The sequence below is a fragment of the Arthrobacter sp. TJ-263 genome, from assembly GCF_058269155.1.
The window spans coordinates 2,028,512-2,048,508 of record NZ_JBZCNE010000001.1 but is presented as its reverse complement, the minus strand read 5'-3'; the positions used below and the strand labels follow the sequence as shown (position 1 = coordinate 2,048,508).

The window sequence follows — 19,997 nt, the reverse complement described above, 5'->3', positions numbered from 1 at the left end:
GATACACCCGCGTGAGCGCACCGACCGAGGACGCGCGGCTGCAACTCGACGCACTCGTCGCTGCCGGGTCCAGAAGCGGGACATGTTGCAGCAGCGACCATGGGCTGACCTCACCACGGCCGCATCAGTCCCGCACTCAGGAGGCCTCGGCCCGCAGTGAGGCCGGGTGCACCAGAACGCCCTGCGGCTCGCGGATCCACCACAGCCCGGTGGCCCGTTTCTCCTCCCGGGTGGAGAAGCGGTAGATGAAGATGCGGGCCCGGATGTAGCGGGGCCGCGCGCCGTCGAACGGGTCCTTCCGTAGCAGCTTCAGGATCAGCGGGTCCGCCTCGAGGAGCTTCACCAGGAACGGGGTGAACCAGCCCCGCTCCGAGCCCAGGGCGAGGAACCACATCATCCAGTCCAGCCGCAGGTGGTACGGCGCGAACTGGCGCGGCATCCGCGACGGGTCGCCGGGCTTGCCCTTGAACTCGTACTCACGCCAGCGTGCACCGGGACCCACGTCGTCGAGCGTCCCCTCCACGATCACCTCGTACCGCACCTTCGTCACGCTCCCGAACGCCCCGTAGGCGTTGCCGAGGTGCCACCGGTTGAAGCTCGCGTTCATGAGCTGCCGCCGGGCGAACAGGTTCAGCAGCGCCGGCCAACTCAGGTAGGCGAGCAGGAGCATCGCGGGGACGACGACGACGGTCACGTACAGCGGCGTCGGCCGGTAGGCGCCGGACACGTCGAGGGCCGGGACCACCGCCTCGTAGAAGGAATCGGGCACCGCGGCGAAGGTCAGGATGATCGTCAGGGTGTTGAGCCAGGCGAAGTTGCCGGAGAGCACGAGCCAGCCCTGCGTGACGATGATGACCAGCGCCGCGAAGCCCGCCACCGGCTGCGGCGTGAAGAGGAGGAACGGGACGGCCAGCTGCGTGACGTGGTTCCCGGCCACCTCGAGGCGGTGCAGCGGTTTCGGCAACAGGTGGAAGAACCGGCTGGCCGGGTTCGGCATGGGCTGGGTCTCGTGGTGGTAGTTCAGGGCCGTCAGGTCACGCCAGGAGCGGTCACCGCGCATCTTGATCATCCCGGCCCCGAATTCGAGCCGGAACACGAGCCAGCGGATCATCAGCAGGACCAGGAACGGCGGTGCGATCTCCGTGGACCCCAGGAACGCGACGATGAACCCCGCCTCCAGCAGGAGGCTCTCCCAGCCGAAACCGTAGAACGCCTGACCCACGTTCACGATCGACGTGTACAGCCACCAGATCAGGAGGAAGGCCATCAGGGGGACCCACGGCGGTCCGGCCTGCGGGATGCCGAGGACGAGCAGGGCGGAGACGGCCGCGCCGGTCCAGGCCACGGCCCGCAGGCGGCGGTCCGTGTAGCCCCGGCGGAAGAGCGACGGACCGGCCCGGGTGCCGGCCCGTTCGAGGAACACGGGGACCGGCAGCAGGCCCTTCTCGCCGAGGAGGGCCGGGAACTGGGCGACGGCGGACAGGAACGCGATGAGGTACACGGCGGCGACTCCGCGCTGCGCGATCTGCCGCCCCACCTCGTAGTCCTCGGCGGCGAGGACGCCGGCGACCCACTCCATCCCTCAGCGTCCGGCCCCCGGCGAGGGGGCGTCAAGGGCGTTTCGACCCCGAGGTCTGCGGCCTCGGATCCTGCCGTCCTGCTAGCTGATCGGCTCCGGGGGACCCGACTCGCGGCGTCGGGGCGGGAGGTCGACGAGTGCCTGCACCGCGGCATGGTCGCTCGCGTACCTGCCGTCCAGAGTGGCGGTGTTCACGGCCGCCTGGCGGACCAGCACATCGGGTGTGGTGAGGATCCAGTCGATCCGCGCACCGCCGTCCACGGGACGGCTGTAGCGGGGGTAGGTGCCGTACGCGGGCGTCAGGCGCTCGTCGGCGCGGGCCCACGCATCGACGAGGACTCCCGAGTCGAGGAATCGGCGGTACGCGGAGGACGGTCCGGCGTCGGCATTGAAGTCGCCCATCACGATGGCGGGCAGGGCGGGGCGGAAGAAGCGCACGAGGTCGAGCACCGCGGCGGCGCTGCGGACCCGCGCGTCGTCGGACTCGTGGTCGAAGTGCGTGTTCACGAGGAGGATCTCCCGGTCGGTCCCGCCGTCGTGGAAGCGGCCCCATGTCACGATGCGCGTCACGCCGTTGCCCCAGGTGGACGAGCCGATGAGCTTGGGGGTGTCCGACAGCCAGAACTGGTCCCATTCGATGAGCCGCAGGCGCCGGGCGTCGTAGAAGATCGCCGAGTACTCGCCGCGGCTGCCACCGTCCCTGCCTGCACCGATCATGCGGTACCGCGGCGGCAGGGCCGCCTCGATCACCGTCAGCTGGTGGTGGAGGGCCTCCTGCACCCCGAGGACCGTCGGCACCTCCCGGCGCAGCAGGTCCTGCAGGGGTGCGATCCTGTCCGGCCAGTAGTCCACGTCGTCGGGCTGCGTCGCCGGGCGGTCGTACCGGATGTTGAAGCTCATCACGTGGAGGGAATGGCGGCCGGTCCTGATCAGGGCGGGTGACGGCGATGCTGCGGGTGTTCGTGGCATGGAGCCCTTCCGGTGCGGCACGTGCATGGCGGCTGCTGCCCGGCGCTACGCCGGCGCCCGGTCAGCCGAGGTGGTCCACCAGGTCCGCCGCGATCCCCGTGTACCGTGCGGGCGTCAGGGCGAGGAGCCGCTGCTCGGCCTCCGCGCTGAGGCCGAGGCCGCCGACGAACTCGCGCATGCGTCCGGCATCCACGCGGTGCCCGCGGGTCAGATCCTTGAGCCGCTCGTACGGGTCGTCGAGGCCCGGCACGCCGGCGATCGCCTCGGCGCGCATGACCATCTGCACCGCTTCTCCGAGGACCTCCCAGTTGCCGTCGAGGTCCGCCGCGAGGACGTCCTCGGCCACGTCCAGCCGGGCGAGGCCCTTCACGACGTTCGAGACGGCCAGCAGCGAATGCCCGAGGGCGACCCCGATGTTGCGCTGGCTCGACGAGTCGGTCAGGTCGCGCTGCCACCGGGAGGTCACTAGCGTCGACGCCAGGACGTCGAGCAGGCCGGAGGAGATCTCCAGGTTGGCTTCCGCGTTCTCGAAACGGATCGGGTTGACCTTGTGCGGCATCGTCGAGGATCCCGTGGCGCCCGCCACCGGGATCTGGGCGAAGTACCCGATCGAGATGTAGCTCCACACGTCCGTGCAGAAGTTGTGGAGGATCCGGTTGAAGCGGGCGACGTCGGAATACAGCTCCGCCTGCCAGTCGTGCGACTCGATCTGCGTGGTGAGGGGGTTCCAGGTCAGGCCGAGGCCCTCCACGAAGGACCGCGCGACGTCCTGCCAGTCCGCCTGCGGGACGGACGCGTAGTGGGCGGCGTACGTGCCGGTGGCCCCGTTGATCTTCCCGAGGAACTCCGTGGCCGCGATGCGGTCGAGCTGTCGCGTCAGGCGGTGCACGACGACGGCCATCTCCTTGCCGAGCGTGGTGGGGGTCGCGGGCTGGCCGTGTGTGCGCGAGAGCATCGGGGTGTCCCGTGACGTGCGCGCCAGGTCCGCGATCGACGCGACGAGCGCCCGGGCGGCCGGCAACCAGACGTCCAGGACGGCACCCTTCACGCCGAGGGCGTAGGAGAGGTTGTTGATGTCCTCCGACGTGCAGCCGAAGTGGACCAGCGGCTTCAGGTGGCCGATCCCGATCCCGTCCAGCCTCCGACCGATGAAGTACTCCACCGCCTTGACGTCGTGCACCGTGACGGCCTCGATCTCGCCGAGCTCCGCCACGGCCCCCGCGTCGAAGGACGTGACGATCGCGCGCAGCCGTGCCTCATGGTCGGCGTCGAGGGGACCGGTCCCGGGCAGCACGGAGTGCCGTGTGAGGTGGATCAGCCATTCGACCTCGACGTGGACGCGGTCCCGGTTGAGTGCCGCCTCCGAGAGGAAGTCGACGAGCGGGGCGACGGCCTCGCGATACCGGCCGTCGAGCGGACCGAGCGTCAGGGATGTCCCCTCCCCTTTGGACAGAGCAGCGAATTCAACCCGGGGGAGCGCGGAGTCAGCCATTCCCCCATCCTTTCACGGTGCCGACGGCGGGTCTCACCCGCCGCGGGGCGTCCCGCGCCCTTGACCCGTCGTCGTCCCTGTCCACATACCGGCCCCGCCGTCCGGACTCTCCCGCTCCACTCCTAGCGTTGACGGACGGGCGGAGGAGAGGAGTGGCCATGGACGCCGGCGTGGACGGCGGAGGGTCGGGCGAACCGTGGGCGGTCGTGAGCTCCGAGGTGGCTGGAATGGCTGCCCGGCTCCGGTGGCATGCAGGGCAGCTGGGGGACATCCGCACGCATGCGCTGTCGGTCGGCCTGCTCTCCTGGGAATCTCCCGCCGGCAGCAATTTCCGCGCCTATCTGGCGGACCGCTGCGAGGAATTGAACCGCACCATGGACCTGCTCGAGTGCGCCGCACAGGACCTGGGCGCCTTCGCCCGCCTGGTGCGGGACGCCGAGGAACGGCAACACGGGGTGGGGCCGTGACGGACGGGCTGCAACCCGTCGTGGGCGACGACGGTCGGATGGCCGTGCGCGGAGGCGTCGGCGGGATCCGGTTCCAGTGGGAGGAGCTGGAGGAGGCCGCCCGCGTGCTGGCCCTCCTCGCCGCGGACGCGGGGGACGTCGCCGTCGGCTTGGGGTTCCTGCATCGCGACGTCAGCGAGCTCCCGTGGCGCGTCATGCACCTCCACCTCCCCGGCGGCGTGGCCGGACCGCAGTACCAGGCGGCCCTGGCACAGCTCGACGAAGCGTGGACCGCCGCCCTGGCGAACGCCCGGGCGCTCGCCTCGGCGGAGGCGCGGCTCCGTGCCGGTCTACTCGCCTACCGCCTGGCCGACGACGTCGCGCTCGCCGCGACCGAGGCCGCACGCCGGGCGTCCGAGGATGCGGCCCGGAGCCTCGCGCGTGCGGCGATCGACCACGGCGTCCTGACCGTCGGCCCCGTCGAGCTGACCGCAGCCGAAACGGGGGCGGCCGTGCGGTTCGACGGGACGGTCGGCGGCGTGCTGGAGCGGTTGGCCGCGGTCGAAGGTGATGCTCCCGGCACCTTCGAGGTGCTGCGGGCGGGGTCCGACGACGAGCCCGTCTACGTCGTCGTCCTGCCCGGCACCCAAGCGGGGAGCCCCGAGGGGCAGGCGGGGAGCAATCCCTTCGACGCGTCGGGCATCGCGGAGGCCCTCGCGGAGGACAGCCGCTTCACGGAGGAGGCCGTCCTGCGGGCCCTCGATCGGGCCGGCGCGCAGGAGGGGGACGCACTCCTCGTCGCGGGGTACAGCCAGGGCGGCCTGCACGCCGTCAATCTCGCGGAGTCGGCAGGCGTGGGCGGCCGCTACGACGTCCGGCTGGTCCTGACCGTCGGGTCACCCACCGGATGGTCCGCGACCGGCGCCAGGGAGTACCTGCACCTGGAGCACGAGGAGGACGTGGTCCCCGATCTCGACTCCTCGCCGAACGCCGACGACCGCCACACGACCACCGTCACCCTCGCCACCCCGGTGCCGGAGCCGGGTCGAGGGCCCGATGGCTCGGCCGAACCGCGGGGCTTCGGTCCGGCCCACAAACTCGAGAACTATGCGCGGGGTGCGCGTCTCGTCGATGCCGGGGACGCGCCGTCGCTCGCCCCCGCGGCCGCGCTCCTGGCCACCGCCGGCGCCGGCGGCGTGGCGCGCCGCTACTCCTTCGCGGCCACGCGTCGAGCCGACCGGCCGCACTCCGCCGTCCGGGAGCAGGCGCCGCGAGGCGGACGGCCGGTCTAGGCTATGGCCATGACATCGATCGAGGACCGTCCGGCACCATCTCCAGGCCCCGCGGCCGCAGCTTCCGAGGCCGCCGGGATCCGCCCGCGTGGGGTCCTCGGCAGGCTTCCCCGCTATGCGGCCGGGAAACCGCCCGTGGTGGTCGAGGGACTGGAGAGCTTCAAGCTGTCCTCGAACGAGAACCCGCTGCCGCCCCTGCCCGCGGTCCTGGCCGCGATCGCCGCCGAGACGTCGATCAACCGTTACCCGGATCCCATGACGACGGCGCTGCGGACCGAACTGGCGGGCTACCTCGGCGTTCCTGCGACGGACATCGTCACGGGCGCGGGCAGCCTCGGCGCCCTGAACCAGATCCTCGCCACCTTCGCCGGCCAGAACGACTTCGACGCACCCGACGAGGTGATCTACGCCTGGCGCTCGTTCGAGGCCTACCCCATCAGCGTGGGCCTCGCGGGTGCTGCGGGTGTGCAGGTCCCGGTCCGGGAGGACGGCACGCATGACCTCGACGCGATGGCCGCGGCGATCACCGACCGCACGCGCGTCGTCCTGCTCTGCACCCCCAACAACCCCACCGGGCCCATCCTCACGCGGGACCAGGTGGTCGGCTTCCTGGCGAAGGTGCCCTCGCACGTGGTGGTCGTCATCGACGAGGCGTACCAGGAGTTCGTGCGGCGCCCGGACGCCGTCGACGGCATCGAGCTGTACCGGGAGCATGCGAACGTGATCGTGCTGCGGACCTTCTCCAAGGCCCACGGCCTCGCCGGCCTCCGGGTGGGCTACTCGGTGTCCCAGCAGGCGCTCACCGAGCACCTGCGTGTCAGCGCCGTCCCGTTCGCCGTGTCGCAGATCGCCGAGCACGCTGCCGTGACGTCGCTCCGGCACATCGAGGAGGTCGAAGCCCGGGTCGAGTCGATCGTCGACGAGCGCGTCCGCGTCGTCGAAGGGCTGCGCGAGCTGGGTTGGCGTATCCCGGAGGCCGAGGGGAACTTCGTCTGGCTGGCGCTCGGCGAGCACACCCAGGACTTCGCGGCGAAGGCAGCGGAGCGGGCCCTGTCCGTCCGGGCCTTCGGGTCGGAGGGCGTCCGCGTGTCGATCGGGGAGGAGGCCGCCAACACCCGTTTCCTCGAGCTGTGCGGAGAGTACACGCACCGCCCCGCAGGGGGAGAAGCGGTCTTAAATAGGCCCTCGGGTCGGCGCTGACTAGTCTTGATCAGTACGTCCCGGGAACATATGTTGTCCCGTGTATGACTTACTGCATACATTCCTCAAGCGGAATGTAGTGCGTCACGTGAGGAGTGATCATGAGCGGCAGTCGTGTGCCTGCAGCGGAGTTCGAGGTCGAGGAGGTCCTGCGCGCCGCCCACTCCGCGATCGGCGGGCGGCAGGAGGCCGCCGTGGACATGCTGCAGGTGCTCGCCCCCGACGGAACGATGGCCGGCGGCCTGACCGCGGAGATCGACGGCGAGCCCGTCGACTTCTCGCCCTACCTCGCCGCAGCGGACGCCGCCCATCTGCGCTCGCTCTACCGGGACATGTTCCTGGTCCGGCGCTTCGACCAGGAGTCCACGGCCCTGCAACGCCAGGGCCAACTGGCGCTCTGGGTGCCCCTGACGGGCCAGGAAGCCGCGCAGATCGGCTCCGGACGCGCCCTGCAGCCCCAGGACTACGCGTTCCCGACCTACCGGGAGCACGGCGTGGCCCTGACCCGCGGCGTCGAGCCGGCGGAGATCCTCCGCCTCTTCCGGGGGGTGACGAACGGCGGGTGGGATCCCCGCGAGCGGAACTTCCACCTCTACACGCTCGTCCTCGCGGCTCAGTCCCTGCACGCCGTCGGCTACGCGATGGGCATCCAGCGGGACCAGCTCGCGGACCCCTCGCTGCCGGAAGCGGCCTCGGTCGCCTACTTCGGTGACGGCGCGAGCTCCGAGGGGGACATCCACGAGTCCATGGTGTTCGCGGCGTCGTTCAACGCTCCCGTGGTGTTCTTCTGCCAGAACAACCAGTGGGCCATCTCCGTCCCTGCGGCCGTCCAGACCAGGGTGCCCCTCGCGCGGCGTGCCGAGGGATACGGGTTCCCGGGCGTCCGCGTGGACGGCAACGACGTCGTCGCCGTGGAAGCCGTCACGCGCTGGGCGCTCGACCATGCCCGGTCCGGGAAGGGACCGGTCCTGATCGAGGCCTACACCTACCGGATGAGTGCGCACACAACCGCCGACGATCCCACGAAGTACCGGTTATCCGGGGACGAGCAGGAGTGGCAGCCGCGCGACCCGCTGGTCCGCCTGGAGGCCCACCTGCGGTCGCAGGGCCTGGCCGATGACGGGTTCTTCGACGAGCTCGCCGCGGAGGCCCGGGCCATGGCCACCGCGCTCCGCGATGCCGTGCTGTCCATGACGGTGCCGGACATGGAGAGCCGTTTCGCGACCGTGTATGCCGAGCCGCACCCGCTGGTGCAGGAGGAACTCCGCTTCTTCCAGCAGTACGAGGCCGGGTTCGTCGACGAGGGGAAGCACGCCTGATGGCGACGATGACCATCGCGAAGGCGATCAACGAGGGCCTCCGCGCCTCCCTGACCCAGGACCCGAAGACCCTGCTGATGGGCGAGGACATCGGTGAGCTCGGGGGTGTCTACCGTGTGACCGACGGCCTGAAGAGGGACTTCGGGGCCCTGCGCGTCGTCGACTCCCCGCTCGCCGAATCCGGCATCATCGGCACCGCGATCGGGCTCGCCCTGCGCGGGTACCGGCCCATCTGCGAGATCCAGTTCGACGGCTTCGTCTTCCCCGGGTTCAACCAGATCACCACCCAGCTCGCCAAGCTGCGCACGCGCAGCGACGGTATGCTGAGCGCACCCGTGGTGATCCGCATCCCCTACGGTGGCGGCATCGGCAGTGTCGAGCACCACTCGGAGTCCCCCGAGGCGCTCTTCGCGCACACCGCCGGGCTCCGGATCATCACGCCGTCCAACCCGCAGGACGCCTACTGGATGATCCAGCAGGCCGTCAGCTGCGAGGATCCGGTGATCGTGTTCGAACCGAAGCGCCGCTACTGGCTCAAGGGCGAGGTGGACACCTCGGCGCCCGCCGGTGACCCGTTCTCCGCCCACGTCCTGCGCGCGGGGACGGACGCCACCATCGTCGCCTACGGCCCGCTCGTGCCCGTCGCCCTCGCCGCGGCCTCGGCGGCGGCGGAGGATGGCCGCAGCGTCGAGGTGATCGACCTGCGCTCCATCTCGCCGATCGACTTCGACACCGTCACCGAATCGGTCACCCGCACGGGCCGCCTGATCGTCGCCCACGAGGCGCCGACGTTCGGCGGTATCGGCGGGGAGATCGCCGCACGGATCTCCGAACGCGCCTTCCTGTCGCTCGAGGCCCCCGTCATCCGCGTCGGCGGGTTCCACATGCCCTACCCCGTGGCCCGCGTTGAGGAGCATTACCTGCCGGACATCGACCGCATCCTCGAGGCACTCGACCGTGCCTTCGCATACTGAAGGACCATCATGACGCTCAAGACGTTCAACCTGCCCGACGTCGGTGAAGGCCTCACCGAGGCGGAGATCGTGCAGTGGAAGGTGGCCCCCGGGGCTCCGGTGGCGGTCAACGACATCATCTGCGAGATCGAGACCGCCAAGTCGCTCGTCGAACTCTCCTCCCCCTACGCGGGAATCGTGTCCGAGCTGCTCGTCGCGGAGGGCGAGACCATCGAGGTCGGGACGCCGATCTTCGCGGTCGAGGATGGCGTCGCCCCGGATGGGGACGGCAGTGTCCCGGACACGGCTGCGGGCGGTACCGATCGCGCAGATCATGCCGGCGATCATGTCGGTGATGGTGCGGCCCCCGGTGCGGCCGCGGGCGGATCGGCTGCTCAGACGGGCGATGCCCCGACCGGCGACGCCCCGGTCCCTGTGCCCGAGATGCCCGGGGAGCTCGCCGGGGCACGACAGGACGGGGTCGATGCCACCGGTCCCGGGGCCGCGGACCCCGAGCCCACGCCCGGTCCGCTGGTGGGCACCGGACCGAAGGCCGACGCCGTGAAGCGCCGGCCACGCAGGACGCCGTCCACGCAGGGGACACCCGCCGCACCTGCCGCGGCGCAGGCGGCACCGATCGCACCGGCCGTCGCGCCGGAGTCGCCCGTCCCTACGTCGCCCGTCCCTACGTCTCCCGCACAGGCGGCACCCGCTCCGACGGGGACGCGCACGGGCCGTCCCGCCGAGACACCCGTCCGGACCAACCCGCTGAACCAGCTCATCAGCCGCGTGCTCGCGAAGCCGCCGGTCCGCAAGGCCGCGCGGGACCTCGGTATCGATCTCGCGGACGTCCCGGCCACCGGCTCCGCGGGCGAGGTCACCAAGCAGGACCTCATGAGCTACCAGTCCCAGCGTGACGCCGAGCAGGACGGCGCGGACTCCTTCTGGTCGGACCGCAAGCTCCTCGGGGGCGGCCGCATCGAACGCATCCCGGTCAAGGGGGTCCGCAAGGCGACGGCGAAGGCCATGGTGCAGAGCGCGTTCACGGCACCCCACGTGAGCATCTTCGTGGACGTCGACGCCTCCCGGACCATGGAGTTCGTCAAGCGGCTCAAGGCGTCCCGGGACTTCGAGGGTATCCGGGTCTCGCCGCTGCTCATTCTGGCGAAGGCCGTCATCTGGGCGGCGGCGCGGAACCCGTCGGTCAACGCCACCTGGGCCGAGGACGAGATCCTCGTCAAGCACTTCATGAACCTCGGCATCGCCGCCGCGACACCGCGGGGGCTCATGGTGCCCAACATCAAGGACGCCCAGGACCTCTCGCTGAAGGAACTGGCCCTCGCCCTCAACGACCTCGCGACCACGGCCCGCGCCGGAAGGACCCAACCGGCCCAGATGCAGGGCGGCACGCTCACCATCACCAACATCGGGGCGCTGGGCATCGATACCGGGACACCCATCATCAATCCGTGGGAGGTGGCGATCGTGGCCTTCGGCACGATCAAGCAGAAGCCCTGGGTGCTCGACGGAGAGGTGATCCCGCGCTGGATCACCACGCTCGGCGGATCGTTCGACCACCGGGTGGTCGACGGCGACCTCAGCGCACGCTTCATGGCCGACGTCGCCTCGATCCTCGAGGAGCCCGCCCTGCTGCTCGACTAGGGTGGGGCCATGGACCAGCAGCTACCCGGCGGGGGAACGAGCCGCAGCCCGCGACCGCGCTACCCCCTGAGCAGGCTCCTGCTGGTGGTGCTCATCGGCTTCCTCGCGTCGACCATCCTCCAGTGGGTCTTCCCCGACCTCGGCGCGGTGGCGCGGCTGTCCATCCTCGTGATCGTCGCCGCACTCATCTCCATCGCGGTGACGCTCCGCCAGCAGAAGCGGCCGCCGCAGTAGGCGTGGCCCGGCCGGTGGGCTACCGGTTCTGCTCGATCGCGCCGCGCAGGATCGGCGCGAGGCGCCGGACGCCCTCGACGATGTCCTCGGGTGAGACGGCGCTGAAGGCCAGCCGGAGCTTGTTCGAGGGCTCGTCCGACGGCGTGAAGGCAGCGCCGGGGATGAACACGACGCCGGCGTCGATCGCCGTGTAGAGCAGCGGATAGGTGTCGATGCCCTCCGGCAGGGTGACCCAGACGAAGAAGCCGCCGTCCGGCGTGGTCCAGTGGACGCCCTCGGGGAATTCCTCGGCGAGGGCGCCGAGCATGGCGTCGCATCGCTCGCGGTAGAGGCTGCGCATCGAGTCCAGGTGCCCGCGCCAGTCGTACTCGGTGAGGTACGCGCTCACGAGCATCTGCGTGAGCGGGGACGGGCACAGCACCACGGCCTCGCAGGCGAGATAGAACCGGCGGTAGAGGTGCCTGGGTACGAGGGCCCAGCCGAGCCGCACGCCGGGCGCGAAGATCTTCGAGAAGGAGCCGAGGTAGATGACGTCGTCGGGGTTGTCCGCGCGCATGGGCTTCAGGGGCTCGCCGTCGAAGCGCAGCATGCCGTAGGGGTTGTCCTCCAGGACGAGGATGTTGTGGGCACGGCAGATGTCGACGACCCGCTGGCGGCGGTCGGCGGCCATCGTGATGCCGCTCGGGTTGTTGAAGCTGGGGATCGTGTACAGCAGCTTGATCGCGCGGCCTTGCGCCCGGAGTTCGGCGATGACCCGTTCGAGCTCCTCGGGGATCAGCCCGGCGTCGTCCATCGGGATGGTGACGACGTCGACCTCGTACGCCTCGAACGTGTTGAGGGCGCCCACGTAGGTGGGGTCCTCGCAGAGGATCACGTCCCCGGGATCGCAGAAAACCTTCGCCGCGACGTCCTGCGCCGATTGCGAGCCGGTGGTGATCACGATGTCATCGGGGCTCGCGCCCTCGATGCCCTCAGCCGCCATCACGTCGCAGACGAGCCGCCGGAGTTCGTCCATGCCCTGACCGCCGCCGTACTGCAGGGCCTCGAGCCCGCGCTCGGCGATGATCTTCTGGGCGGTCCGGCCGAGGTCCTCGAGGGGAAGGGATTTCAGGTACGGGCTCCCGCCCGCGAGGGACACGAGGCCCGGACGGATGGAGATGTCGAAGACATCGCGCACCGCCGACTGCTTGATGTTGGCCGCGCGCAGGGAGAAGAGCCGGTCGTGGCGCGCGGCGGAATCGACGGCGCGTTCGAGGGCTGCCTCGGTCTCGGCGGGCAGGAAGTCGGTCGGGGTCTCGCTGGAGGACGTCACGCCCAGAGTCTAGGCGCGGGTTCACTATCAGGCAACAGGTGTTGCCCAGCGGTGCTGCTCAGATCCATCCCGCCTCGCGCGCCTTCAGGGCTGCCTGGAAGCGGCTGTCCGCCCGCAGCGTGTCCAGCATCCAGGCGATGTGCCGGCGGCAGGTCCTCACATTGATATCCAGGCGCCGCGCGATCGACTCGTCGGACAGCCCGTTCGCGAGGCCCTGGATGATGGAACGCTGCATCGCGCTCAGGGGTGACCCGACCTGCTGCGGGGAGAGGAAGGACTCGCTGATCTCCCACGCGATCTCGAACAGGTGCGTGAAGATGTTGATGAGGCTGTGGTCCCTGATGACCAGGGCGGCCTTGTCGTCGCGCGAGAGCTGGCGGCCCACCAGGGCCAGTTTCTCGTCGAAGATGAGCATGCGGAGGGGGATGAACGGGAGGACGCCGAACTCCCCGCCACCCGCAGCGATCGCCTCCACGGCCTTGCGGGTCGGCACGTGGTCGCGCGTACTCGTGTCGTACAGGGTCCGCCGTCGCACCCCGTTCCCCAGGAGCTCCAGATCCTTGCGGACGCTCTCCTCGTGGACGTCCGCCGTCGAGCCCTGACCGGGCTGCGCGATGTACACCTTCTCGGTGACGTCGCGCCCGTAGTCGATGAGGACCCGGTGGATGAGGTGCGGGTCCTCCAGGGTCTCCACCGACGTGCTGGCGAGGACGTGTTTGCGCGCGTCCAGGAAGGTGGGCAGGAGGCTGGACAGTTCGCGCCGCTGGGCGCTGATGCGCGCCTTGAGTTCCTGCATGGCGCGTTCGTCCGCGTCGACGAGGTCCGCGAGGGCGACGTCGGGGGAGACCGCCACGAGCCCGTCCGGGCTGCCGGCCTGCGGGCTGAGGAGTCGGCGCTCGGACAACTCGAAGACGGCATCGTCGATGCGGCGCAGCGTCAGGCCCAGGGCCTCGGAGGCCTCGGAACGCGTCCAGCCCGGGTGTCCGACGGCGTACCGGTACACCTCGATCGACGTCGCACCCAGCATGAGAGCTCCTTGTCCGGCCACTGGTACCAGCGGCGAATCGCGTGCAAAAAAGATGACATGTCCAGTTAATGACACAGCGGGGACGGTGGCAATCCAGCCGTCCCGTCAACGCCGGGATCCGCGTGATTCCGCGATTCTGAGCCCGGGACACCGCTGTCTCGGATCGTCACGGAGCGCCGCCGCGTCCTGATCGCGCCATGTCCGCAAACGGCCACCTCTACTGCTGGACACTACCTGTCGGCGGCGGACATTCTGATGAAGCCGATCCAGTGGAAGTCCCGAGGGGGGCCTTCCCGCAACGGATCGGGCACTGCCGATCGGCAGTGTGGGGACAGCTCGACCACCCGGACACGGGCAAGGAAGGATCGCCATGAAGAAGGTATTCGGCGCAACTGCAGGCCTGTTGATCGTGGTGGGAGCTGTTCTGCCGGCAGGCCAGTCCATCAGCGCGGGTAGCTGGGACTGGCCGAAGGGTCAGCCCACAGCGGCGAGCTGGGACTGGCCGAAGTAACAGGTGCCCCCGGACCGGAGTCCGGAGGGCGCCCCCGGAGCCCGCCCCAGCGGGGGTGATCACAGACCCTGAAGGAGAGAGCCATGAGCCAGCTGACCGCCGTTCGTACCGCCTCACGGACAGCCGTCAGCACTCAGTGGTGGCATCTCTCCCTCTCGACGGGTGGCTTCGATGTAGCGGACGGCATCATCGAAGAACTGGTCACCCCGCTGGTGGCGCAGGCCCGGGCACTGGGGGCCAAGCGCTGGTACTTCACCCGGTGCGAGGATCCGTCGACGGGCCTCGTGGGCCAGGTCAAGCTCAGCATCCACGCCCACCCCCGCGTCCTGGAACCCCTGCGCACCTTCGAGCGGGCACTCCAGGCCCGTAGTGCACGGAGCATGCCCCTGCTGGTGGTCCGCCAGCATTTCACCGCTCCCGCCAGCAACACCTACTACTCGGGCGGCCGGGAGATGGCCGATCCACAGCTCGAGGCCAACCTCGTCAGATACGGCGGGGTCGAGGGCCTGCACCTCGCGGAAGAGGTCTTCGAACTCGGCTCCGAGCTCGCCCTCTGGGGCTATCAGCGCTTCCCCCGCATGCAGAGCCGCTCGGCGCTCGGGGCTTTGATCCTCTTCGACTCCGCGCAGAGCATGATGCGCGGCCCCCATTCCGCGGGATGGCCGGACCGCCGCAGACTCTCCTGGGACTTCTACTGGGACAGCCACCTCCGCACGTGCACCGCCGACCTCGGCCCGCGCGCCCCGGGGGTCCGTGAGGCGATGGCCGCGCAGGTGGCCGCGAAAGCCCCCGGGTTCCATGCGCTCATGGCGGCCACGGCCGCGGAATCCGCCGTGCAGAACTGGCGGCGGCGCTGGTTCCGCGCACTCGACACCTATCTGTACCGGGCGGACAAGGTCCGCGTCAGCCGCAGCGCCCAGCACCTGACCGTGTACCAGGCGCACATGGCGCTGAACCGCCTCGGTTTCGCCGCCCGGGAGGAGGCGGCACTGGGGTTGTACGCGCGGAGCTGGAAGCCGCTGGCCGCCCCGGCCCGAGCCTCACGCACCGCCCCACAGACCGGCCCACCCATCGACCGAAGGACTGCACCATGAACGCGAGGACCACCATCGTGCTGGCCATGGACGACGCCGACCTCTCCGAGGCCCTCGGCTGTTCGTCGGAGGAAGTCGAGTCGATGCAGAACGACGGCGTCCTCGCACCGCAGGGCCAGCTCTGGGAGATCGGCCCGGCGCGGGACTATTTGAGGGATGCCGCCTGGGCAGACAACCTCTGGCACTGAGGGGACCTCGAACGCAGCCGAACGACAGGACGCCGGCGCGGAATGCGCCGGCGTCCTGTCGTCCCCGCGCTGCTATCGGTGCTGCGTGGGCGGATGCTGGGGATCAGGCCGCGATCGGGGTGGCCGCCCCGGCGAGGGCCATCAGTACCCCGGTGACCAGGCCGGAGACCTCGGCGTCGTCCTTCGGGTGCAGCTCCGCGAAGCGCGTGATCGAGCTGCCGATGGAGAGCCGGGCCTCATCGAGCACCGTGGCGCCTGCGACGCCGAGGGAGCGGCGGGCCTCGTCATGGGCCCACACCCCGCCGTACTGGCCGAACGCCGAACCGATGACGGCTGCGGGCTTGCTCGAGAGCGCGCCGGCGCCGTAGGGACGGGAGAGCCAGTCGATGGCGTTCTTCAGCACCGCCGGCATGCTGCCGTTGTACTCGGGGGAGATGAGCAGGACGGCATCCGCATCGGCTGCCGCGGCCCGGAGGGCATCGACGGACTGGGGGCGGTCGGTGTCGTTGTCGATGTCCTCGTTGTAGAACGGCACGTCGTTCAGCGCATCGAACGTGACGACGTCGACGGCCTCGGGGGCATGGGTAGCGGCCGCTTCCGCGAGCTGGCGATTGATGGAACCCTCGCGCAGGCTTCCGACGAGGGTGAGGATCGTGGTGGACATGGTTTCCTCCAAGGCTGTGGGGCCGTACGGCCCGGGTGTTCGGTACTGCGACAGATGCATCCCCTCCTACAAGCGGACTACAGTCCGCTTTATTCCGCCGCTATAGTTGCGGCATGCAGGGCGAGGAATTGCTCCGGGTCACGGGCGACGACGGAGAGCGGACCGATGCGGCGCGCAACCGCCGCCTCATCCTCGACGCCGCGGCCGAGATCGTCGCGACCTGCGGTCCCGAACGGCTGACCACGGACGCCGTCGCGCGGCGCGCGGGAGTGGGCAAGGGCACGGTCTTTCGGAGGTTCGGCAACAGGGCAGGCCTCATGCACGCGCTCGCGGACGAGGCAGGGCGCTCCTTCCAGCACGCCTTCATGGCAGGCCCTCCTCCCCTGGGGCCGGGGGCGCCACCCCTCGAACGGCTGATCGCCTTCGGCGAGGCGAGTATCGAGCGCATGCGGTTCGACGGGCAGATCCTCCGGGCGGCCGAGCAGCAGGGCGGGCCGGACCTCGAACACCCGACGCAGCAGCTCACACGGCTGCACCTGGCCATGCTGCTGCGCGGCCTGCACGTTCCCGATCCGGAACTGGGCGCCTACCAGTTGTCGGCGTTCCTGAACGCGGGACTGCTGCTGCACCTGCAGGAGCACCGCGGCATGTCGAACGCCCGCCTGGCCGGGGCATGGTGCGCCCTGGTCTCCGCCCTCGCGTCGGAAGCCGACCGCAGCCATACCGAGCGCGGGCCCTTGTAGACTGGCAGGCGCCGGCGCCCTGCCGGCCGTCGAGTGAAGTTGGTGGAGCGTGGAGGAGGTACCCGAGCAGATGTCCGACTCCCATGAAGCAGTCGAGGACGAGGCAATGGGCGGCCCGCGCCTCCACCTCGTGGCCGACGACGTCGACCTCCCTTCCCCCGAGACCGCCGCCGCGCGGCTCCAGGACCTCCTGGTGGACCACCCCGACGTGCAGACCTTCCTGCAGGAACTGGCCGAGTTCACCGCCGAGACGCTCGGCACCGAGGGCGATACCTACTGCGGCATCACCCTGCAGCGTTCGGTCCACGAGCAGCTCACCGTGGGCAGCAGCGGGGAGAAGGCCAAAGCCATGGACGAGGTGCAGTACGAGCACGATGACGGCCCATGCCTGCACGCCCTGCGTGTGCACGACGAGGTGTTCATCGCGGATGCCCGTACCGAAGCCCGTTGGCCCGAGTTCATGGAACACATCACGCGGAACGGCGTCGGCGCCATGTTCTGCCTTCCCCTGGACCTCGAGGGCTCGGCGCGTGCGGCCCTCAACCTCTACGCCGAGGACGTCTCCGTCTTCAGCGAGGACTACCGGCGGGTCGCCCGCGCCTTCACGGTGCAGGCGTCGCAGGCCCTGAAGCTCGCCGTGCGCGTCGCGCAGCATGCCGCCACGGCGGAGGACCTCCACGCCGTGCTGCAGACCCGCACCGAGATAGACCTCGCCGTCGGGATCATCATGGGCCAGGACAACTGCTCGCAGAAGGATGCGTTCGACAAGATGCGCCGGGCCTCCAACTCCCGCAACGTGAAGCTCCGGGTGCTCGCCGCGGGCATGGTCGCCGGGTTGAACGGCACCGTTCCCCGCGCCCACTTCGAGCCCTCCTGACGCCCGTGGGTCCGATGCCGCACCGGCCCATCCGGACGGTGCTGATCGGCTTCGGCCACGGCGGCAGCGTCTTCCATGCACCGCTGATCCAGCACGATCCCGGATTGGACCTCGCCGTCGTCGTCACGCCGAGCCCCGGACGTCGGGACGCCGCACGGACCGCCTATCCGGCCGCGCAGGTGGCTGCCACCCTCGACGACGCGCTCCGGGCCGTGCCGGACCTCGGCCTCGCCGTCATCGCCACCCCTCACGCCTCGCACGCGCCGCTGGCCGCCGCAGCCCTCGGGCGGGGCCTGCACGTCGTCGTCGACAAGCCCTTCGTGGTGCACGTGGACGACGGCAAGCGACTCATCGACGCAGCACGCGCGGTCGGCAAGCTCCTCGTCCCGTTCCACAACCGACGGTGGGACGGGGACTTCCTGACGGTGCAGACCGTGGTCCGGTCGGGATCCCTGGGCGGAGTGCGGATCTTCGAATCGGCGATGGAATCGTGGAAGCCGTCCATCAGCAAGCCGTGGAAGCGCGACGCCGGCCCGACGGACGGCGGGGGAGTGCTCTACGACCTCGGCTCACACCTGATCGATCAGGCGCTCACCCTCTTCGGACCGGCCGCCCCCGTGTATGCCGAACTACGCAACGACCGCGGGGGCGCGGCCGAGGACTCGGCGTTCCTCGTCCTGCGCCACGACGGCGGAGTCACCAGCCGGCTGCACGCCGGGACCCTCGCACCGCTCGCCCGACCCCGCTTCCACCTCACCGGCGCGCGGAGCGGACTGACGATCACGGGCTCGGACCCGCAGGAGGCACTGCTCACGGCGGGGGTGAGGCCGGACGGCCTCGCCGACGCAGCCGGTGCCCTGATGGTGCCGCCCCGGGCTCTGATGGGGCGCGACGGCGACACCGAGGTGCTCGCCGTCGGCCCCGGCCGGTACCCGGACTTCTACTCGGGGCTCGTCGCGGCGATCCACGGCGACGGGCCGCCGCCCGTCCAGGTGGACGACGCCCTCGACGTCGTGCGGTTGATCGAACAGGTCCACGCCGCGTACCCGTCCCGGCCGCAGGGCACCTGACCGGGCGGGCCGGGTGCCCTGCAGCACTAGACGAGCGCCGACCAGTCCTTCGCCAGCTCCAGGCCGTGCGCCTCGGACACCGAGTGGTGTGCGACCCGCCCCGACGCGACATTCAGCCCGCGGGCCAGGGACGGATCGGCGTCGAAGGCGGCGCGGACGCCGCGGTCGGCCAGCGCCACGGCGTACCGCAGCGTCACATTGGTCAGCGCGTAGGTCGACGTGTTCGGGACGGCGCCGGGCATGTTGCCCACGCAGTAGAAAAGTGATCCGTGCACCGTGAAGGTGGGGTCCTCGTGCGTGGTGACGCGGGAGTCCTCGAAGCACCCGCCCTGGTCCACCGCGATGTCCACGAGGACGCTGCCCGGCTTCATCCGGGCGACGAGATCGTTCGTGACGAGCTTCGGGGCCCGGGCGCCGGGGATCAGGACGGATCCGATCACCAGGTCCGCCTCGAGGACCGAGGTCTCGATCTCCAGGGAGTTCGAGGCGACGGTCTTGACGCGCCCGGCGTACAGGGCGTCGATCTCCCGCAGCCGGGCGATGTTGATGTCGAGGATGGTGACCTCGGCTCCTGTTCCGACCGCCATCGCCGTCGCATTGGTGCCCGCGACGCCGGCCCCGAGGACAACGACCTTGGCGGGGCGGACCCCGGCCACGCCGCCGAGCAGCAGGCCGGGGCCGCCGGCAGGCGCGGTCATGACCTGGGCGCCGACCTGGACTGACAGGCGCCCGGCCACCTCGGACATCGGGGCGAGCAGGGGCAGGGCGCGCCCGTCTTGGACGGTCTCGTAGGCGATCGCGGTGACGCCGGCGTCCACCAGGGCGCGGGTCAGCTCGGGTTCCGCCGCGAGGTGGAGGTAGGTGAAGAGGATGAGGCCCTTGCGGAAGCGGTGGTACTCCGCGGCGACCGGCTCCTTGACCTTTAGGACCATGTCCGCGCGTGCCCACACGTCGTCCGCGGCGTCGACGAGCTCGGCGCCTGCAGCCTCGTATGCCGCATCCGTGATGTTCGAACCGACCCCCGCTCCGCGTTCCACGAGCACCGTGTGCCCGTGGGCCCGGAACTCGTGCACACCGGACGCCGTGATGGCGACGCGGAATTCGTTGTTCTTCACTTCTTTGGGGACGCCGATGATCATTGGGTTCTCCACGGGGTCGATCGGGCGGACGGGGTAGCTCCAGAATAGGGAGCGGTTCGAGGCGCGACCCCGGGCCGGTCCCGGCGGCCAGGCGATACCCGGCGGCGCAGACCGTGCCCCGTGTTCGTGGATCCCCGTCCTACCGCCGTTCGTTCGGCATGTGAGCTGGATCACTAGCAGATCGGCGCTGCCGGGGCCATCGACAGTTGTCGAGTCCGCAAGCGGC

At 70.4% G+C, this 19,997-nt stretch carries 20 protein-coding genes; 13 read left to right on the top strand and 7 right to left on the bottom strand.

Translation table 11 applies throughout. From position 1 onward, the window contains the following. Window positions 1–136: 136 nt before the first annotated feature. The 3 genes from AC4D2F_RS09845 to purB form a co-directional block, all read right to left on the bottom strand. The gene (locus AC4D2F_RS09845) at window positions 137–1,579 is read right to left on the bottom strand and encodes a lipase maturation factor family protein (protein ID WP_490910373.1); all 1,443 of its coding nucleotides are present in this window, start codon (window positions 1,577–1,579) and stop codon (window positions 137–139) included. A gap of 81 nt (window positions 1,580–1,660) precedes the next feature. Next, window positions 1,661–2,548, bottom strand: a complete 888-nt coding sequence (locus AC4D2F_RS09840; protein ID WP_490910372.1) for an endonuclease/exonuclease/phosphatase family protein — start codon at window positions 2,546–2,548, stop codon at window positions 1,661–1,663. 61 nt (window positions 2,549–2,609) lie between these two features. Beyond that, complete coding sequence (gene purB / locus AC4D2F_RS09835; RefSeq protein ID WP_490910371.1) at window positions 2,610–4,040, bottom strand: adenylosuccinate lyase; 1,431 nt, start codon at window positions 4,038–4,040, stop codon at window positions 2,610–2,612. Window positions 4,041–4,198: 158 nt separating this feature from the next. Here purB and AC4D2F_RS09830 point away from each other — a divergent pair, with 158 nt between their 5' ends. From AC4D2F_RS09830 to AC4D2F_RS09800, 7 genes are all read left to right on the top strand, one after another. Beyond that, complete coding sequence (locus AC4D2F_RS09830) at window positions 4,199–4,507, top strand: hypothetical protein (RefSeq protein WP_490910370.1); 309 nt, start codon at window positions 4,199–4,201, stop codon at window positions 4,505–4,507. Beyond that, complete coding sequence (locus AC4D2F_RS09825) at window positions 4,504–5,778, top strand: hypothetical protein (RefSeq protein ID WP_490910369.1); 1,275 nt, start codon at window positions 4,504–4,506, stop codon at window positions 5,776–5,778. Before AC4D2F_RS09830 ends, AC4D2F_RS09825 begins: the two co-directional genes overlap by 4 nt. Before the next feature lie 9 nt (window positions 5,779–5,787). Next, window positions 5,788–6,978, top strand: a complete 1,191-nt coding sequence (locus tag AC4D2F_RS09820; protein WP_490910368.1) for a histidinol-phosphate transaminase — start codon at window positions 5,788–5,790, stop codon at window positions 6,976–6,978. Window positions 6,979–7,079: 101 nt separating this feature from the next. After that, a complete protein-coding gene (gene pdhA, locus AC4D2F_RS09815; protein WP_490910367.1) occupies window positions 7,080–8,297 on the top strand; it encodes a pyruvate dehydrogenase (acetyl-transferring) E1 component subunit alpha in 1,218 nt (405 codons plus the stop codon). Beyond that, the gene (locus tag AC4D2F_RS09810; RefSeq protein ID WP_104167715.1) at window positions 8,297–9,271 is read left to right on the top strand and encodes an alpha-ketoacid dehydrogenase subunit beta; all 975 of its coding nucleotides are present in this window, start codon (window positions 8,297–8,299) and stop codon (window positions 9,269–9,271) included. The genes pdhA and AC4D2F_RS09810 overlap by 1 nt, the downstream gene beginning before the upstream one ends. Window positions 9,272–9,280: 9 nt before the next feature. Then, on the top strand, window positions 9,281–10,912 hold the full coding sequence (locus AC4D2F_RS09805) for a dihydrolipoamide acetyltransferase family protein (RefSeq protein WP_490910366.1): 1,632 nt from the start codon (window positions 9,281–9,283) through the stop codon (window positions 10,910–10,912). A 9-nt stretch (window positions 10,913–10,921) separates the two neighbouring features. Beyond that, complete coding sequence (locus AC4D2F_RS09800) at window positions 10,922–11,146, top strand: hypothetical protein (protein ID WP_490910365.1); 225 nt, start codon at window positions 10,922–10,924, stop codon at window positions 11,144–11,146. Window positions 11,147–11,165: 19 nt separating this feature from the next. On the opposite strand, the gene AC4D2F_RS09795 is transcribed toward AC4D2F_RS09800, so the two are convergent. Beyond that, window positions 11,166–12,458, bottom strand: coding sequence for an aminotransferase-like domain-containing protein (locus AC4D2F_RS09795; protein WP_490910364.1), 1,293 nt, complete (start codon window positions 12,456–12,458; stop codon window positions 11,166–11,168). A gap of 58 nt (window positions 12,459–12,516) precedes the next feature. After that, the gene (locus tag AC4D2F_RS09790) at window positions 12,517–13,485 is read right to left on the bottom strand and encodes a helix-turn-helix transcriptional regulator (RefSeq protein WP_490910363.1); all 969 of its coding nucleotides are present in this window, start codon (window positions 13,483–13,485) and stop codon (window positions 12,517–12,519) included. 370 nt (window positions 13,486–13,855) lie between these two features. Here AC4D2F_RS09790 and AC4D2F_RS09785 point away from each other — a divergent pair, with 370 nt between their 5' ends. From AC4D2F_RS09785 to AC4D2F_RS09775, 3 genes are all read left to right on the top strand, one after another. Continuing rightward, window positions 13,856–13,996 (top strand): hypothetical protein, encoded by a 141-nt coding sequence (locus tag AC4D2F_RS09785; protein ID WP_490910362.1) that lies wholly within the window; start codon window positions 13,856–13,858, stop codon window positions 13,994–13,996. A gap of 83 nt (window positions 13,997–14,079) precedes the next feature. Next, entirely contained in the window at window positions 14,080–15,090 is a 1,011-nt protein-coding gene (locus AC4D2F_RS09780) for a lantibiotic dehydratase C-terminal domain-containing protein (protein WP_490910361.1), read from the top strand. Continuing rightward, window positions 15,087–15,278: a hypothetical protein gene (locus AC4D2F_RS09775; protein WP_104167720.1), complete on the top strand. Its 192-nt coding sequence runs from the start codon at window positions 15,087–15,089 to the stop codon at window positions 15,276–15,278. The genes AC4D2F_RS09780 and AC4D2F_RS09775 overlap by 4 nt, the downstream gene beginning before the upstream one ends. 103 nt (window positions 15,279–15,381) lie before the next feature. On the opposite strand, the gene AC4D2F_RS09770 is transcribed toward AC4D2F_RS09775, so the two are convergent. Further along, window positions 15,382–15,942 (bottom strand): NADPH-dependent FMN reductase, encoded by a 561-nt coding sequence (locus AC4D2F_RS09770; protein ID WP_490910360.1) that lies wholly within the window; start codon window positions 15,940–15,942, stop codon window positions 15,382–15,384. Window positions 15,943–16,055: 113 nt separating this feature from the next. On the opposite strand from AC4D2F_RS09770, the gene AC4D2F_RS09765 reads away from it, so the two are divergent. The 3 genes from AC4D2F_RS09765 to AC4D2F_RS09755 are packed head-to-tail and all read left to right on the top strand — an operon-like array spanning window position 16,056 to window position 18,632. Next, complete coding sequence (locus AC4D2F_RS09765; protein ID WP_490910359.1) at window positions 16,056–16,685, top strand: TetR/AcrR family transcriptional regulator; 630 nt, start codon at window positions 16,056–16,058, stop codon at window positions 16,683–16,685. A gap of 49 nt (window positions 16,686–16,734) precedes the next feature. Next, the gene (locus AC4D2F_RS09760; protein ID WP_490910358.1) at window positions 16,735–17,562 is read left to right on the top strand and encodes a GAF and ANTAR domain-containing protein; all 828 of its coding nucleotides are present in this window, start codon (window positions 16,735–16,737) and stop codon (window positions 17,560–17,562) included. A gap of 14 nt (window positions 17,563–17,576) precedes the next feature. Next, window positions 17,577–18,632 (top strand): Gfo/Idh/MocA family protein, encoded by a 1,056-nt coding sequence (locus AC4D2F_RS09755; RefSeq protein WP_490910357.1) that lies wholly within the window; start codon window positions 17,577–17,579, stop codon window positions 18,630–18,632. Window positions 18,633–18,658: 26 nt separating this feature from the next. Here the strand turns inward: AC4D2F_RS09755 and ald are convergent, their stop codons facing one another. Continuing rightward, window positions 18,659–19,771, bottom strand: a complete 1,113-nt coding sequence (ald, locus tag AC4D2F_RS09750) for an alanine dehydrogenase (protein ID WP_490910544.1) — start codon at window positions 19,769–19,771, stop codon at window positions 18,659–18,661. Window positions 19,772–19,997 lie beyond the last annotated feature (226 nt).

Coding starts and splice junctions, on each gene's coding strand:
- AC4D2F_RS09820 (WP_490910368.1), top strand. CDS start 5,788: ATGACATCGATCGAGGACCGTCCGGCACCATCTCCAGGCCCCGCGGCC.
- AC4D2F_RS09780 (WP_490910361.1), top strand. CDS start 14,080: ATGAGCCAGCTGACCGCCGTTCGTACCGCCTCACGGACAGCCGTCAGC.
- AC4D2F_RS09770 (WP_490910360.1), bottom strand. CDS start 15,942: ATGTCCACCACGATCCTCACCCTCGTCGGAAGCCTGCGCGAGGGTTCC.
- AC4D2F_RS09755 (WP_490910357.1), top strand. CDS start 17,577: ATGCCGCACCGGCCCATCCGGACGGTGCTGATCGGCTTCGGCCACGGC.
- AC4D2F_RS09805 (WP_490910366.1), top strand. CDS start 9,281: ATGACGCTCAAGACGTTCAACCTGCCCGACGTCGGTGAAGGCCTCACC.
- pdhA (WP_490910367.1), top strand. CDS start 7,080: ATGAGCGGCAGTCGTGTGCCTGCAGCGGAGTTCGAGGTCGAGGAGGTC.
- AC4D2F_RS09785 (WP_490910362.1), top strand. CDS start 13,856: ATGAAGAAGGTATTCGGCGCAACTGCAGGCCTGTTGATCGTGGTGGGA.
- purB (WP_490910371.1), bottom strand. CDS start 4,040: ATGGCTGACTCCGCGCTCCCCCGGGTTGAATTCGCTGCTCTGTCCAAA.
- AC4D2F_RS09775 (WP_104167720.1), top strand. CDS start 15,087: ATGAACGCGAGGACCACCATCGTGCTGGCCATGGACGACGCCGACCTC.
- ald (WP_490910544.1), bottom strand. CDS start 19,771: ATGATCATCGGCGTCCCCAAAGAAGTGAAGAACAACGAATTCCGCGTC.
- AC4D2F_RS09800 (WP_490910365.1), top strand. CDS start 10,922: ATGGACCAGCAGCTACCCGGCGGGGGAACGAGCCGCAGCCCGCGACCG.
- AC4D2F_RS09830 (WP_490910370.1), top strand. CDS start 4,199: ATGGACGCCGGCGTGGACGGCGGAGGGTCGGGCGAACCGTGGGCGGTC.
- AC4D2F_RS09790 (WP_490910363.1), bottom strand. CDS start 13,485: ATGCTGGGTGCGACGTCGATCGAGGTGTACCGGTACGCCGTCGGACAC.
- AC4D2F_RS09765 (WP_490910359.1), top strand. CDS start 16,056: ATGCAGGGCGAGGAATTGCTCCGGGTCACGGGCGACGACGGAGAGCGG.
- AC4D2F_RS09810 (WP_104167715.1), top strand. CDS start 8,297: ATGGCGACGATGACCATCGCGAAGGCGATCAACGAGGGCCTCCGCGCC.
- AC4D2F_RS09845 (WP_490910373.1), bottom strand. CDS start 1,579: ATGGAGTGGGTCGCCGGCGTCCTCGCCGCCGAGGACTACGAGGTGGGG.
- AC4D2F_RS09840 (WP_490910372.1), bottom strand. CDS start 2,548: ATGCCACGAACACCCGCAGCATCGCCGTCACCCGCCCTGATCAGGACC.